Annotated in this window: 14 protein-coding genes; 10 read left to right on the top strand and 4 right to left on the bottom strand. The window is 65.0% G+C overall.

Going from position 1 to position 15613, the window contains the following annotated elements; translation table 11 throughout:
- Positions 1–162: 162 nt before the first annotated feature.
- The 6 genes from AZOLI_RS07000 (at position 163) to AZOLI_RS06975 (ending at position 7111) form a co-directional block, all read left to right on the top strand.
- Entirely contained in the window at positions 163–1332 is a 1170-nt protein-coding gene (locus AZOLI_RS07000) for a flagellar motor protein MotB (protein ID WP_014247903.1), read from the top strand.
- A gap of 288 nt (positions 1333–1620) precedes the next feature.
- Entirely contained in the window at positions 1621–3003 is a 1383-nt protein-coding gene (locus AZOLI_RS06995; protein WP_244442452.1) for a circularly permuted type 2 ATP-grasp protein, read from the top strand.
- Entirely contained in the window at positions 3000–3977 is a 978-nt protein-coding gene (locus AZOLI_RS06990) for an alpha-E domain-containing protein (RefSeq protein WP_014247901.1), read from the top strand. Before AZOLI_RS06995 ends, AZOLI_RS06990 begins: the two co-directional genes overlap by 4 nt.
- A gap of 72 nt (positions 3978–4049) precedes the next feature.
- Positions 4050–4790 (top strand): arginyltransferase, encoded by a 741-nt coding sequence (locus tag AZOLI_RS06985; RefSeq protein WP_014247900.1) that lies wholly within the window; start codon positions 4050–4052, stop codon positions 4788–4790.
- Between the two features lie 251 nt (positions 4791–5041).
- Positions 5042–5581 carry a TRAP transporter small permease subunit gene (locus AZOLI_RS06980; protein ID WP_014247899.1) on the top strand — a complete coding sequence of 180 codons (540 nt, stop codon included), beginning with the start codon at positions 5042–5044 and terminating at the stop codon, positions 5579–5581.
- 18 nt (positions 5582–5599) lie between these two features.
- The gene (locus AZOLI_RS06975) at positions 5600–7111 is read left to right on the top strand and encodes a TRAP transporter large permease (protein ID WP_014247898.1); all 1512 of its coding nucleotides are present in this window, start codon (positions 5600–5602) and stop codon (positions 7109–7111) included.
- A 102-nt stretch (positions 7112–7213) separates the two neighbouring features.
- On the opposite strand, the gene AZOLI_RS06970 is transcribed toward AZOLI_RS06975, so the two are convergent.
- From AZOLI_RS06970 to metC, 4 genes are all read right to left on the bottom strand, one after another.
- The gene (locus tag AZOLI_RS06970) at positions 7214–7708 is read right to left on the bottom strand and encodes a PRC-barrel domain-containing protein (RefSeq protein WP_014247897.1); all 495 of its coding nucleotides are present in this window, start codon (positions 7706–7708) and stop codon (positions 7214–7216) included.
- Between the two features lie 142 nt (positions 7709–7850).
- Entirely contained in the window at positions 7851–8534 is a 684-nt protein-coding gene (locus AZOLI_RS06965; protein ID WP_014247896.1) for a calcium-binding protein, read from the bottom strand.
- Positions 8535–9103: 569 nt separating this feature from the next.
- A complete protein-coding gene (gene hisI, locus AZOLI_RS06960) occupies positions 9104–9538 on the bottom strand; it encodes a phosphoribosyl-AMP cyclohydrolase (RefSeq protein WP_014247893.1) in 435 nt (144 codons plus the stop codon).
- Positions 9539–9566: 28 nt separating this feature from the next.
- Positions 9567–10745: a cystathionine beta-lyase gene (metC, locus tag AZOLI_RS06955; RefSeq protein ID WP_014247892.1), complete on the bottom strand. Its 1179-nt coding sequence runs from the start codon at positions 10743–10745 to the stop codon at positions 9567–9569.
- Positions 10746–11109: 364 nt separating this feature from the next.
- Between metC and AZOLI_RS06950 the strand changes: the two genes are divergently transcribed.
- From AZOLI_RS06950 to AZOLI_RS06935, 4 genes are all read left to right on the top strand, one after another.
- A complete protein-coding gene (locus tag AZOLI_RS06950) occupies positions 11110–12129 on the top strand; it encodes an amino acid ABC transporter substrate-binding protein (protein WP_014247891.1) in 1020 nt (339 codons plus the stop codon).
- Positions 12130–12345: 216 nt separating this feature from the next.
- Entirely contained in the window at positions 12346–13545 is a 1200-nt protein-coding gene (locus AZOLI_RS06945; protein ID WP_014247890.1) for an amino acid ABC transporter permease, read from the top strand.
- 5 nt (positions 13546–13550) lie between these two features.
- On the top strand, positions 13551–14657 hold the full coding sequence (locus tag AZOLI_RS06940; RefSeq protein WP_014247889.1) for an amino acid ABC transporter permease: 1107 nt from the start codon (positions 13551–13553) through the stop codon (positions 14655–14657).
- Positions 14658–14686: 29 nt separating this feature from the next.
- Complete coding sequence (locus tag AZOLI_RS06935; protein ID WP_014247888.1) at positions 14687–15475, top strand: amino acid ABC transporter ATP-binding protein; 789 nt, start codon at positions 14687–14689, stop codon at positions 15473–15475.
- Positions 15476–15613: the final 138 nt, after the last annotated feature.

The following is a 15613-nucleotide window of genomic DNA, read 5'->3' as shown; positions in this document are numbered from 1 at the left end:
CCGCCTCTCCGTCGCCCCCGGCAACGTCGTTAAACGGATCTTAATGAAACCCGGTCAGGGTTTTGCCGCGGCGGACGGCCGCTGCTTCCACTGCGGCTTCCGTCGGGGCGCCGCGCGCGAAAATCGGCCTTCGGGCTGCGAACCATTCGCCACGGCCAGGGCATGAGCGGGAATTCCGGCGGCAACGAGCGGCCGATCATCATCAAGAAGAAGAAGGGCGGGCACGGCGGCCATCATGGCGGCGCGTGGAAGGTCGCCTATGCCGACTTCGTGACCGCGATGATGGCCTTCTTCCTGCTGCTGTGGCTGCTGAACGTCACCACGTCGGACCAGCGCAAGGGCATCGCCGACTATTTCTCGCCCGTTTCGGTCAGCCGGGAACAGTCGGGCTCCGGCGGCATGCTGGGCGGCAAGACCATCACGGTGCCGGGCGCACAGATCTCCCCCAGCTCGCCCATGTCCGCCGACGTGCCGGTTTCGGGACCGCCCGGCTATTCCTCGCAGCAGACCGACGACGCCGACGACCCGACCGAATCCACCGCCGGCCCCGGCCAGGGCACCGGTCCCGGCCAGTCCGGCACGGAGGCCGCGGCCAACGGCGCCGCGGCGGATGCCGATGTCGCCGACCAGAAGCCGAATGAGACCCGCGCCGAATTCCAGAAGCGGATGGAGGAACTTGCCAAGCAGCTGGGCATTCCCGGCCAGAAGCCCGGCGAGAAGCTGTCCGATTTCGGTGAGCGGGTGAAGGAGGCGATGGAGAGCCTGCAGGGTGCGGCCAAGGAGGCCCGTCAGTTCCAGCAGGCCGCGACCGAGATCCGTCAGGCCATCCAGTCGGTGCCGGAACTGGAGCCGCTGGCCCAGAACCTGATGATCGACCAGACGCCGGAAGGCCTGCGCATCCAGATCGTCGACCAGGACCGCGTGTCGATGTTCCCCGGTGGTTCCGGCCAGATGTATCCGCAGACCCGCCAACTGGTGCAGCAGGTGGCCAAGGCCCTGTCCAAGCTGCCCAACAAGCTGTCGATCAGCGGCCACACCGACTCCACCCCCTTCCCGGCCGGGTCGGGCCGCGACAACTGGGACCTGTCGACGGAGCGGGCGAATGCCACCCGCCGCGCCCTGCTGGCCGGCGGCATCGATCCGGTGCGAATCCAGGATGTCGTCGGCAAGGCCGACCGCGACCCGCTGGTCGCCGATCAGCCCAACAGCCCGCGCAACCGGCGCATCACCATGGTCCTGCTGCGCGAAACCCAGGCGGCTCCCGCTGCCGGGGGCCAGTCCGGCAATACCGCCGCTCCCAATGCCGCCGCGGGTGCCACCAAAGCACGATAGGGGGTTCGCGCCACCGGTACTTTGGCGCTAATTTCCGGAATCGTCCGCGTCCGATTTCTTGCTTTGTGATCGCGTCGCACAACGGCGCACGCGTTTGCCCTGTTCAAAGCGCGCGGCGATGGGTCATACTTCCTGCACAATGCGACATGGCCGGGGCGATGCCGCCCGGCCCGCGATGATCGGTCAGATACAAGCGCGGGGGAGTCTGTGAGCGTACCCGAGGGCAAACCGTCCGACCTTTTGTCATCCTACAATCCTGGCCTGTACTTCGACGAATTGTTCGGAGCCATGGATTTACCGGCCGAACATACGGCGCTGATCCGCCAGAGGCTGGCCGCACTCGATTTCGATGAATTGCGCCGACGTGCGCAGGATGCGGAGCGCGAGCTTTACAATCTCGGCATCACCTTCATCGTCTATTCCGACAAGGACGCCGTCGACCGCATCCTGCCGTTCGACGTGATCCCGCGGGTGATCTCCGCACCGGAATGGAAGCATCTGGAGTCGGGCGTCACCCAGCGGGTCGCCGCGCTGAACCTGTTCCTGCACGACATCTATCACGACCAGAAGATCCTGAAGGACGGGGTGATCCCGCGGGATCTGGTCGAAGGGAACCATAACTTCCGGCCGCAGATGATCGGGCTGGACGTTCCCTTCAACACCTACATCCACATCATGGGCACCGATCTGGTGCGCGACCGCCATGGCACCTTCCGGGTGCTGGAGGACAATGGACGCGTGCCGTCGGGCGTCTCCTACGTCGTCGAAAACCGCCACATGATGCAGCGGGTCTTCCCCGACCTGATGCAGGACATCGGCATCCGCCCGGTGGACAATTACGGCCACAAGCTGCTCGACGCCATGGTGGAGATCGCGCCGGTCGACGACCCGCAGGTGGTGCTGCTGTCGCCGGGCACCTACAACTCCGCCTATTTCGAGCACATCTTCCTGGCGCGCGAGATGGGCGTGCCGCTGGTCGAGGGGCGCGATCTGGTGGTCGACAACGACCGCGTCTTCATGAAGACGACCAACGGTCTGGCCCCGGTCCACTCGATCTACCGCCGGCTGGACGACGCCTTTCTCGATCCGAAGGCCTTCAACCCCGATAGCCTGCTGGGCGTGCCCGGCATCCTGGAGGCCTACCGCAAGGGCAATGTCGCGCTGGCGAACGCCATCGGCACCGGCGTGGCCGACGACAAGGCGGTCTACTGCTATGTCCCGCGGATGATCAAATACTACCTGGACCAGGACCCGATCATCCCCAACGTCGACACCCGCATCTGCCGCGAGCCGGACGCCCTGCAATACACGCTGGACAATCTGGCCGATCTGGTGGTGAAGCCGGTGGGCGAGGCCGGCGGCTACGGCATCACCATCGGCCCGCGCGCCAGCAAGGCGGAGCTGGAGGATTGCCGGACCAAGCTGCTGGCCGATCCGTCCAACTACATCAGCCAGCCGGTCGTCGACCTGTCGGTCTGCCCGACCGTCTGCGACGACGCCATCGAGCCGCGCCACGTCGATCTGCGCCCCTTCGCCATCACCGGCAAGAGCACCTGGGTCCTGCCCGGCGGCCTGTCGCGCGTGGCGCTGAAGAAGGGCACGCTGATCGTCAACTCGTCCCAGGGCGGCGGCTCCAAGGACACCTGGGTTCTGGAAGGTGGTGCGGCATGAACCTGCTGTCCCGTTACGCCGAGTGCATTTTCTGGATGGCCCGCTACATGGAGCGGGCCGAGAATCTGGCCCGCATCCTGGACGTGCACGAGACCTTCGCGCGCGACACCCGCGGAGCCACCAACTGGTTCTCCATCGTCCAGCTGAACGCCGACGAGAAGGATTTCTTCAGCCGTCACGACCGCCCGACGGCAGAGGCGGTGATCCACTATTACATGTTCGACGCGCAGAACCAGAATTCGCTGCTGTCGATGCTGCGGATGGCGCGGGAGAACGCGCGGACCCTGCGCCCCTGGATCTCGACGGAGATGTGGACGCAGATCAACGTGTTCCACAACAAGCTGTTGGAGATGTCGGTCAAGGACGTGGCGACGCAGAACCTGTCCAAGGTCTGCACCTGGATCAAGGAGGAATGCCAGACCCACACCGGCATCACCGAGGGCACCTTCTACCGCGACCAGGGCTGGTACTTTTACCAGATGGGCAAGTATATCGAGCGGGCGGACCAGACGACGCGCCTGCTCGACATCAAATACCACACGCTGCTGCCGTCTCCGGTCGAGGTCGGCTCCACGCTGGACGTCAGCCAATGGACGACGGTGCTGCGCTGCACCGCCGGCTATCATGCCTTCCGCCGCGTCTATCCCCGCGGCATGTCGCCGACCACGGTCGCCGGCTTCATGCTGTTCAACGAAGGGTTCCCGCGGTCGGTCGTGATGTGCGTGCGGCAGATCGACGGGGTGCTGACTCGGATGCGCTCCCGCTATGACCTGCGCGGCGGGTCGGCGGCGATGGAGCGGGTGGACGAACTGCTTGCCGCCCTGCTGTCCCGTCCGATCGACGCGGTGCTGCGCGACGGCCTGCACGAGTATCTCGACTGGATCCAGCTGCAATTGAGCGTCATCACCACGGAGATCGCCCAGGCCTTCTTCGGCGTTCAGCCGCCTCTGGCGGTTCAGAGCCAGTCGCAGTAAGCTGCGGGTTCGGCGGAGGGGCGGCGACGCTCCTCCGTATCGTCCTCACTGTCGTGGTGGTTGTCGGTCAGAATGTCGGTCATCCAGCCGCCGCAGCGTCCCCTGCAGCAATTCTTCCGGTCGGGGCCCATGCCCTGTCCCTACCTGCCGGGGCGTGTGGAACGCAAGCTGTTCACCCGCCTGATCGGTCCCTACGCGACCGAGGTGAACTCCACCCTGTCGCGGGCCGGTTTCCGCCGCAGCCATGACATCGTCTATCGCCCGGTCTGTCCCAACTGCCAGGCCTGCGTGCCGGTGCGCGTCCCGGTTGCGGAGTTCGTGCCGTCGCGGTCGCAGCGGCGGGTGCTGAAGCTGAATGGCGGGGTAACGCTGACCGAGCGGCCGGCCTACGCCACGTCCGAGCAATACCGGCTTTTCTCGCTCTACCAGAACTCCCGCCACGGCGATTCCGACATGGCCCGGATGGCGATGGGCGATTTCGCCGCCATGGTGGACGAGGGCAGGGCGGACACCAGCCTCTTGGAGGCCCGTGACGACCGCGGCCAGCTGGTGGGCTGCATGCTGACCGACCGGCTGTCGGATGGCTATTCGGCGGTCTACAGCTTCTACGATGCGGCGCAGGATCGCCGCAGCCTCGGCACCTTCATGATCCTGGGCCTGATCGAACGGGCGCGGCTGGCCGGCATGCCCTATGTCTATCTCGGCTATTGGATCGCCCACAGCCGCAAGATGGCCTACAAGGCGAAGTTCCACCCGCTGCAATGCCTGGGCGAGGACGGCTGGCGCACCGCGGACATTCCGGCGGACGAGTGACGCGGGTCCGGTGCCGGGGACCCGGTTCGCACAGCACCCGGTCCGCACCGCAATCCGATCTACGTGTTTCTACGTAGCTCCAACGTAGCCCTTGCCGGTCAATGCCCGGAAAGGAATAGTCCCGTCCAATCCTATCTTTTGGTATACCCTCCGTCCGAGAGAGGGTTGCGACCTGCCGCGTCTATTCGGCTGCAACAAAAGCAAAAGGGGACGGCCAAGACCGCGCCCCCTGCAACAGGGAGGTTTCTCCTTTGAGAGGTCTGCTCAAACTAAGCGGGCTGATCGATGCCGTGAACGAGGGCATCGGCAAGCTGGCATACTGGCTCGTGCTGGTCGCCGTCATCGTCAGTTCGGCCAACGCGTTCATCCGCTATGGGTTGAACACCAGCTCCAATGCATGGCTGGAGCTGCAATGGTATCTGTTCTCGGCAGTGTTCCTGCTGTGCGCGGGCTATACGTTCCTGCGCAATGAACATATCCGCATCGACATCATCCTGGGTCGCTTCTCCAAACGGGTACAGGCCTGGGTCGACATCTTCGGGATCCTGGTCTTCATGTTCCCGATGACGATCCTGATCATGGTGTTGTCCTGGCCGATGTTCCTGGACAGCTATCTCACCAACGAGATGTCGAGCGATGCCGGCGGCCTGATCCGCTGGCCCGCGAAGATCTTGGTCCCGGTCGGCTTCTTCCTGCTCACCGCACAGGGTGTGTCGGAGCTGATCAAGCGCATCGCCTATCTCACCGGCCATCGTGACGAGCCGGGCGAGAAGATGCACAGCCATTCCTAAGGACCGGGAGCGCCCCTGATGGTCGAGTTCGTAACCGCCAATATGGCGCCGCTGATGTTCGGCGCCCTGGTGCTATTCCTGTTGATGGGTTTCCCGGTCGCCTTCGCGCTGGCCGCGAACGGCCTCGTGTTCGGCCTGATCGGCATCGAGCTGGGACTGTTGACCCCGGCGCTGATGCAGGCGCTGCCGGAACGCGTGTTCGGCATCATGCGCAACGACACGCTGCTGGCCATTCCCTTCTTCACCTTCATGGGCCTGATCCTGGAACGCTCCGGCATGGCCGAGGATCTGCTCGACACCATCGGGCAGCTGTTCGGTCCGATCCGCGGCGGCCTGGCCTATGCGGTGATCTTCGTCGGCGCTCTGCTGGCGGCGACCACCGGCGTCGTCGCCGCGTCGGTCATCTCCATGGGTCTGATCTCGCTGCCGATCATGCTGCGCTACGGCTATGACCGCCGCATCGCCACCGGCGTCATCGCTGCCTCGGGTACGCTGGCCCAGATCATCCCGCCGTCGCTGGTGCTGATCGTGCTGGCCGACCAGCTCGGCCGCTCGGTCGGCGACATGTATGCCGGCGCGCTGGTCCCCGGCCTCGTGCTGACCGGCCTCTACACCGGCTACATCCTGCTCACCAGCATCATCCGCCCGTCGGCGGTGCCGGCCCTGCCGCCGGAGGCCCGTACGCTGCGTGGTTTCCAGCTGCTTCTGCGCGTCATCACCTCGCTGGTGCCGCCGCTGGTGCTGATCTTCCTGGTGCTGGGCACCATCTTCCTCGGCATCGCCACCCCGACGGAGGGCGGCGCCATGGGGGCGACCGGCGCCATCCTGCTGGCTCTCGCCAAGCGGAAGCTCGGCTGGGGCCTGATGCGCCAGGCGATGGACTCCACCGCCAAGCTGTCGTCCTTCGTGGTGTTCATCCTGATCGGTTCGACCGTCTTCGGTCTGGTGTTCCGCGCCGTCAACGGCGATCTGTGGGTCGAGCATCTGATGACCAGCCTGCCGGGCGGTCAGCTGGGCTTCCTGATCGTCTGCAACATCCTGGTCTTCGTGCTGGCCTTCTTCCTCGATTTCTTCGAGCTGGCCTTCATCATCATTCCGTTGCTGGGGCCGGTTGCCGACAAGCTGGGCATCGACCTGATCTGGTTCGGCGTGCTGATGGGCGTCAACATGCAGACCAGCTTCATGCATCCGCCCTTCGGTTTCGCCCTGTTCTTCCTGCGATCCGTCGCGCCGAAGACGGATTACATCGACAAGGTGACCGGCAAGAAGGTGGCGAAGATCACCACCGGCCAGATCTATTGGGGTGCGGTGCCCTTCGTGGTCATCCAGCTCATCATGGTCGCGCTCGTCATCTCCTTCCCGCAGTTGGTGGATGCCGGCCGCGACAAGGGCCCGGCGATCAACCTGGACGACGTGAAGATCGAGATTCCGGCCTTCGACAACCAGGACGTGGCTCCGCCCTTCGGCGCTCCTGCCGAGCCGGAGAACAATCAGGCCGACGACATCATGAAGCAGCTTCAAGGCAAGTGACGGCGGGTAGCCTGAACGGAAGCCTGAACGAGAATGGGGGCCGGTTCGTCCGGCCCCCTTTTTTTGCGTGCGTTTCCAGTGGGAAAGGGTCAGCGGAAGAGATCAGCGGGGCTGGGTGGCCCCTGCCCAGTCGGTCGGCGCCATTCCGCCGGTAGCGAGGGGAGCCCCGCCCCCAGGGCCGCCCCCAAGCGACATCATGCGGTCGCTGACGCCCGTGGGCGGCAGGGCGGCGAACTGCTCCACCGTCATGCCGGTGAGGATCACGGCCTGACGGTTGTGGGCATAGCGCAGGTTTTCGCTGTTGACCGTCACCTTGTGCTCGGTCGGGTAACGGGGGGCTCCGACGGTGACGATCGCCTGCTCCACCCGGTTGGTCGGCCCGATCACCAGATCGGAGACGTTGCCCAGGATGCGGCGGCCGTCCGGCGTCTGCACCGTCAGTCCGACCAGTTCGATCGGCGGTCTGGTCGCCACCTCGGCCGAAGGCACGCCGCCCATGTCGGAGGAGGCGGCGCAGGCGCCCAGCGCCAATGCCGACAGGAGGGGCACCGACAGCAGGAGGCGGCGCGGTCGGTGGGAATGGCGGCGTCGGTCCATCGATTCTCAGCCCTTCTTCTGGCGGCGCGCCTTCAAAGGGCGCAGGTGTGTCCGCCAGTACAACAGTCCAAGCCGTGCCGGAGGTCCCGCGCGCCGACGGGGTGACCCCATCGCCCGCGGAAGCCCTCCGTCCGGACAGGGTTCAGGTGAAGATGAAGTCGTGGCCGGAGCTGAGCCCGATCTGGTCGACCGTCAGCGACGAGCCGTCGGTGAAGGCGAAGGTGGTCGCCGAGCCGTTGCTGGTCATCGCCATCTCCCAAGCGGCATAGCCATGGAACTCGATCTGGTCGACGCCCTTCTCGAAGTAGTTGATGGTGTCGGTGCCGAAGCCGCCGGTCGCCTGTTCGATCAGGAAGCGGTCCACCAGTCCGTCGGCAAAGCTGACCATGGTGTCGTTGCCGGTGCCCGGCTGGAACAGGTCGGCGCCGCCGTCACGGTAGCTGTCATACAGCATGTCGTTGCCGCTGCCGCCGATCATGGTGTCGTCGCCCCGCATGCCCTTGACGATGTCGTCGCCGGTGCCGCCGTTCAGCCAGTCGTTGCCCTCGCCGCCGAACAGCTGGTCGTTGCCGGCATCGCCCCACATCGAGTCATTCCCGGCCTCGTTCCCGCCATAGGGATCGCCGAGCCAATCGTTGCCGTCGCCGCCGTGGAATCTGTCGTTGCCCAGCCCGCCGATCAGCGAGTCGTTTCCGCGCTCGCCATACAGCAGATCGTTCCCGCCGGCGCCGTTGATACGGTCGTCCCCGTCCAGACCGTCGAGACGGTCGTCAGAGGCGGTGCCGGTCATGGTGTCGTTGTTCGAAGTCCCCCAGAACTGGCGCATGGCGTCTCTCCATCAGTGCCGTTAACGTTTTGTTAACGATTAACAAGATGTTAACCATGGGTCCGGGGTTGTCGAAAAGCGATAAAGGGGCAATACAAAGGGGATTTGATGAAATGACACAGATGTTCATAGATTGATTAAAGAACCTGTCCATTATGTTTCTTGTTTTGATGCATCTGTGACTTGCTGTGGGTCGCTGTTGAGACGGAAAGCGGGTTTTCTCCCCCATATGGACAGGCTTCGGCTTGCAAAAGGACACCGTTTGTCGGGCCGAAGGGCATGTTGCGCAAAGGAAGGCGCTAGGCCCCGGTCGGAAGACAGTGACGGAGCGGATCGTCCGAAAGAGGTTCGGCGGCGCAAACGCGCCATCCGTTGACCGAGACTGCGAAGCCGGCGGCCGGGCAAAAAATAACCGGGCGTTCATCGGAACGCCCGGTGCAGTCATATACAGGGAGGGTTAGAGACAAGAGGGTTTCTATACCCTTCGGCGGGGGTGCGGCGTTGATGTGGATCAACGATCTTTCACGAACCGTCATCGCGTCGGTGGCGACTCGTCCCCGTCCGCCTCCTCAGCCGTGGCTGTGCGAATGCCCGCCATAGAGGATGGCCGGATCGGTCTCGACCTCCTGGATGGTCTCCAGCCGCCCGTCGCGCCAGGCGCGATAGAAGCAGCTGCGCCGTCCGGTGTGGCAGGCGACACCGTCCTGCTCCACGATCAGCAGCAGGGTGTCGCCGTCGCAGTCGACCCTGAAATCGATCAGCCGCTGCACCTGACCCGAGGTCTCCCCCTTGCGCCACAGCCCGCCGCGCGACCGCGACCAGTAGCAGACGCGGCCGGTCGACAGCGTCTCGACCACCGCATCGCGGTTCATCCAGGCCATCATCAGGATCTCGCCGGTGCCGTCCGCCTGGGCGATGGCGGGCACCAGCCCGTCAGCGGTGAAGCGGATGGCGGCCAGAACCTCTTCGAACGGCGCCGATTCAAGAGACGGTGTGTCCGTCATGGCAAATCACTCCTCACAGGTCCGCAGCTTACAGGGCGGCGGCCATCCGGCGGAAGCCGGCGTCCAGGTCGCGGATCAGGTCGTCGGCACTTTCCAGCCCGGCGTGCAGGCGCAGAACCTGCCCCGGATCGGTCCAGCGGGTGGCGGAGCGCACGGCGGCCGGCCGCGTCGGCAGGATCAGGCTTTCGAAGCCGCCCCAGCTGTAGCCCATGCCGAACAGCTCCATCCCGTCCAGCATCGCCGCCAGCGCCTTGCGCGGCACCTGGTCGATGACGATGGAGAAAAGGCCACTCGACCCGGTGAAGTCGCGCTTCCACAGGGCATGGCCGGGGAAGTCGGGACGGGCGGGGTGCAGCACGCGCGTCACCTCCGGCCGGGTCGCCAGCCAGTCGGCGAGTGCCAGCGCGCTTTCCTGATGCTGGCGCATGCGCACCGCCAGCGTCCGCAGGCCGCGCAGGCCGAGATAGAGGTCGTCCGGCCCGCCGCAGATGCCGAAACGGGTCGCCGCCTTCTTCACCGCGGTCCAGGTCGCCTCGTCGCGGCAGGTGACGACGCCCAGCATCGCATCGGCATGGCCCACCATGTATTTGGTCGCGGCATGGATCGACACGTCGACGCCATGGTCGAAGGGGCGGAAGAACAGCGGGGTGGCCCAGGTGTTGTCGATCATGACCGTGGCGCCGGCCTTCTTCGCCGCCGCGGCGATGGCCGGCACGTCCTGCACCTCGAAGGTCAGCGATCCCGGCGATTCGAGGAAGACCACGCTGGTGTTTGGCCGCAGCAGGGCCGAGATGCCGGCGCCGATGCAGGGATCATAGTATTCGACCTCCACTCCGTAGGGGGCCAGCGTTTCCCTGGCGAACCGGCGGGTGGGGCTGTAGACGCTGTCGGTGATCAGCACATGGTCACCCGCCTTGGTGAAGGCCGACAGCGCGATGGCGATGGCGGTGAGGCCGGACCCGGTGTTCACCGACTTGTAGCCGCCTTCCAGCTCTGCCGCCGCCTCTTCGAAGGCGAAGGTCGTGGGTGTGCCCATGCGGCCGTAATGCACGCTTGACAGCATGTTACGGTCGCCTTCCTCCAGCGCGTCGAGGGTCGGGAACAGCACCGTCGAACAGTGATAGACTGGAGGATTGATGATGCCGTGGTTGTTCCGCGGATCGCGGCCGGCATGAACGAGAATCGTGTCCTGCGTGACGTCCTTCATCGACTGTCCGTTTGGCTGGAGCGGTAATCCGGCCCGCATTGAGTCGCCCATCGGTGAGGTTGCCTCCCCGGGGGCGATGGCGGCACGGCCGAACATTGTGTCATCCCGAGAGCCCTGCGGCCATCGCCGATTGTGTCGGGGGGGCCGCCCGCTGTCGCGATCTTCTGGTAACACCACCGATGCACAGAGGATTCGACAAGTCGGATCAACTTGATGCACTCTTGTCCCACGCGCATGGCTGCGTCGCGATCCCCACAGGGTTGGCCCAGGTGCCGGCCCGTCGGGAGCAATCGGCCGGCGTTGTCAGGCGCGTCGTCAGACCGCTCAAATGCGAAGAACGCAAGAACAGGGTGGAGTTCATAATATGAAGTCAGGGTTCCTGGCCGCCGCCGCAGCGGCCGTGGTCGTTTCCGCCAGTGTCGCAGCCGGTGCTGCGACGCTCGACACCGTCAAGCAGCGCGGCTTCGTTCAGTGCGGCGTGAATGCCGGTCTGCCGGGCTTCGGCAACCCCGACAGCGCCGGCAACTGGACCGGCCTGGACGTCGACTATTGCCGTGCCGTCGCCGTCGCCATCTTCAACGACCCGAACAAGGTCAAGTTCACCCCGCTGTCGGCCCAGCAGCGCTTCCCGGCCATCCAGTCGGGCGAAGTCGACCTGCTGTCGCGCAACACGACTGCCACGCTGACCCGCGACACCTCCGTCGGCCTGAACTTCGCCCCCGTCACCTATTATGACGGCCAGGGCTTCATGGTTCCGAAGAAGCTGGGCGTGAAGAGCGCCAAGGAGCTGAACGGCGCCACCGTCTGCGTCCAGTCCGGCACCACGACCGAACTGAACCTTGCGGACTATTTCCGCGCCAACGGCATGAGCTACAACCCGGTCGTCATCGAATCGAACGACGAGGTCAACGCCGCCTACTTCGCCGGCCGCTGCGACGTGCTGACCACCGACGTGTCCGGTCTGGCCGGCACCCGCGCCGGCGTCGCCCCGGTTCCGGACGACCATGTCATCCTGCCGGAAGTCATCTCCAAGGAGCCGCTGGCCCCGGCCGTGCGCCATGGCGACGACCAGTGGTTCGACATCGTGAAGTGGACGGTCTTCGCGACCATCCAGGCCGAGGAGTTCGGCATCACCTCCAAGAACATCGACGAGTTCACCAACTCCAAGAACCCGGACATCCAGCGCTATCTCGGCACCACGCCGGGCATGGGCAAGGCTCTGGGCCTGGACGAGAAGTGGGCCTACAACGTCGTCAAGAAGGTCGGCAACTACGGCGAGATCTTCGACCGCAACGTCGGTCCGGGCACCCCGCTGAAGCTGGAGCGTGGCCTGAACGCGCTGTGGACCAAGGGCGGCCTGATGTACGCCCAGCCGTTCCGGTAAGGCACGGCACCGTTTGAAGCGCCGCCCGCAGGCCCGTTGCCGGGGGCGGCCTTCCGGTTCTTTGAGGAGCGGTCGCGAAGGGTGCCGGTGAAGCGCCCGCGCAGGGGACCGCATTGGGAGACATGTCGCATCCCCTACGGTGTGGGAAATGCCCGGAAGAACGTCCGGGACCGCGTGGGCACCGTATGGGGCGCGATGGTTGGGGGAGAGTAGTCCGTGGCGACCGAGACCCGGACCACCCAAGGCGCTCCGCCGCCGGGTGGCGTATCGTTTTCCCTCAGCGACCCGACGTTCCGTGCCATCGTCTACCAGATCCTGGTGGTCGGCGCGGTCGTCCTGGTCGGCTGGTTCCTGATTTCCAACACGCTCGACAACCTCGCGCGGCGCTCGATCGCGACCGGTTACGATTTCCTGGAGCGTGAAGCGGCCTTCGGCATCGGCGAATCGCTGATCGACTATTCGCCGAAGGACAGCTATGGCAGAGCCTTCCTGGTCGGCGTGCTGAACACGCTGAAGGTGTCGATCATCGGCGTCATCCTGGCGACGATCATCGGCACGATCATCGGCGTCGCCCGCCTGTCCAGCAACTGGCTGATCGCCAAGCTCGCCTCGACCTTCGTCGAGGTCGTGCGCAACATCCCACCGCTGCTGCAGCTGTTCTTCTGGTACGCCCTGGTATCGGAAAGCCTGCCGCCGGTGCGTCAGGCATTGAATCCGGTTCCGGGCGTCTTCCTGTCCCAGCGCGGCCTGCGCGTACCGGTTCCGGCCCCCGACCCCGTCTGGGTCAACATGGGTATCGCCCTGCTGGTCGCCGTCATTGCTGCCTGGGGGGTATCGCGCTGGGCAAAGGCGCGGCAGGCGCGGACCGGGCAGATCTTTCCGGCCGGCTGGGCCGGGCTCGGGCTGATCGTCGGCCTGCCTCTGCTAACCTGGCTCGCCGGCGGCGCGCCGATGGCGCTGGATATGCCGAAGCTGGCGGGCTTCAATTTCACAGGCGGCGTCGCAATCTCGCCCGAGTTCTTCGCCATCCTGACCGGCCTGACCATCTACACCTCCGCCTTCATCGCCGAGGTGGTGCGTAGCGGCATCACGGCGGTCAACTGGGGCCAGACTGAGGCGGCGCGTGCGCTCGGCCTGCCCGGCGGCCCGACTCTGCGCCTCGTCATCCTGCCGCAGGCGCTGCGGGTGATCGTGCCGCCGCTGACCAGCCAGTACCTGAACCTGACCAAGAACAGTTCGCTGGCGCTCGCCATCGGCTATCCGGATCTGGTGTCGATCGCCAATACGACGCTGAACCAGACCGGTCAGGCGATCGAAGGCGTGACGATGATCATGGGCACCTATCTGGTCATCAGCCTCAGCATCTCGATCTTCATGAATTGGTACAACAAGCGCATCGCGCTGGTGGAGCGGTAACGGCCATGACCGACAACGTGCAAAGCGTCGGCCTGCCGGACGAGCGTCCGCCGGCCAACACCGTCGGCCCCCTCGCGTGGCTGCGGAACAACCTTTTCAACTCCTGGTACAACGCCGTCCTGACGCTGTTGGTGCTTGCCCTTCTGGCGTCGGCGGTCCCGCCTTTCGTCAACTGGCTGCTGATCCGCGCCCACGGGTTCGATGCCGCCTCCACCGTTTGCCGGCAGGATGCCGGCGGCGCCTGCTGGGGTTTCATCAGCGAGAAGCTGCGCTTCATCATGTTCGGGATGTTCCCGTGGGATGAGCAGTGGCGCCCGCTGGTGACGATCTGCGTCATCATCGCGCTGCTGGTCGTCAGCTGCGACCGCCGGTTCTGGAAGCCCTGGCTCGGGCTTGTCTGGGCCGCCGGGCTGGCGCTGGTCGCCGTGCTGATGTGGGGCGGCGTTCTCGGTCTGACCTATGTCGAGAACACGCTGTGGGGTGGCCTGCCGCTGACCCTCATCCTGTCGGTGATCGGTCTGGCCGTGGCCTTCCCGGTGGCGATCCTGCTGGCTCTGGGCCGCCGGTCGAACATGCCGGCGGTGAAGGTGCTGTGCGTCACCTACATCGAGCTGATCCGCGGCGTACCGCTGATCAGCCTGCTGTTCATGGCGTCGGTGATGCTGCCGCTGTTCCTGCCCAACGGCGTGTCGATCGACAAGCTGCTGCGCGCGCAGATCGCCTTCATCATGTTCGCCGCCGCCTATATGGCCGAAGCCATCCGCGGCGGCCTGCAGGCGATCCCCAAGGGCCAATACGAGGCCGCGGACGGGCTGGGGCTGTCCTATTGGCAGAAGATGCGCAAGATCATCCTGCCGCAGGCGCTGGCCATCGCCATTCCGCCGCTGGTGAACACCTTCATCAGCTTCTTCAAGGACACCTCGCTGGTCATCATCATCGGCCTGTACGACCTGCTCGGCACCGCGAAGGCCGCGCTGTCCGATCCGTCCTGGCGCGGTTTCTACCGCGAGGCCTATCTGTTCATCGGCGTGATCTATTGGGTCTTCTGCTACAGCATGTCCAAGTACAGCCAGAAGCTGGAACGCGATCTCAATCGCGGCCACCGTCGCTAGATCCACGCCGTCAAGGGAGACCACGTCACATGTCCCAGGCCATGTCCCAGGGCACCGCCAAGGCCAAGCACGTCCTCAGCGGCGAGGAAATCATCCGCTGCACCGGCGTCAACAAATGGTATGGCGAATTCCACGTCCTGAAGAACATCGACCTCAGCGTCCAGAAGGGTGAGCGCATCGTTGTCTGCGGCCCGTCGGGCTCTGGCAAATCGACGATGATCCGCTGCCTGAACCGGCTCGAGGAGCATCAGAAGGGCACCATCGTCATCGATGGGATCGAGCTGACCAACAATCTGAAGAACATCGAACTGGTCCGGCGCGAAGTCGGCATGGTGTTCCAGCACTTCAACCTGTTCCCGCACCTGACCGTGCTGGAGAACTGCACGCTCGCCCCGATCTGGGTCCGCAAGAAGCCGAAGGCGGAAGCGGAGGAGATCGCGATGAGCTATCTGAAGCGTGTGCGCATCGCCGAGCAGGCCCATAAGTATCCTGGCCAGCTTTCGGGCGGCCAGCAGCAGCGCGTCGCCATCGCGCGGTCGCTGTGCATGAGCCCGAAGGTGATGCTGTTCGACGAACCGACATCGGCGCTCGACCCCGAAATGGTCAAGGAAGTGCTGGACGTCATGATCGGTTTGGCCGAGGACGGCATGACCATGCTGTGCGTCACGCACGAGATGGGCTTCGCCAAGTCGGTCGCCGACCGCGTGATCTTCATGGACCGCGGTGAGATCGTCGAGCAGGACACTCCGGACAATTTCTTCTCGAATCCGAAATCGGACCGCACGCGCCTGTTCCTCAGCCAAATCCTGAACCACTGATCCCGGCTGCGGACCGGCAATTCCCGTCGGTCCGCCTTTGGGAAACAAAGCACCTCGACTCATGGTGCGCGGCGCAATGTCCTGTGGCGCCGCGCACCGGTTTGCGGTTCAATCGGTCGCCTGACGTGCTGTTCGACC

Origin of the sequence: Azospirillum lipoferum 4B (assembly GCF_000283655.1) — a bacterium.
Lineage (GTDB): Bacteria > Pseudomonadota > Alphaproteobacteria > Azospirillales > Azospirillaceae > Azospirillum > Azospirillum lipoferum_C.
This window is presented reverse-complemented; position numbering and strand designations above follow the sequence as displayed.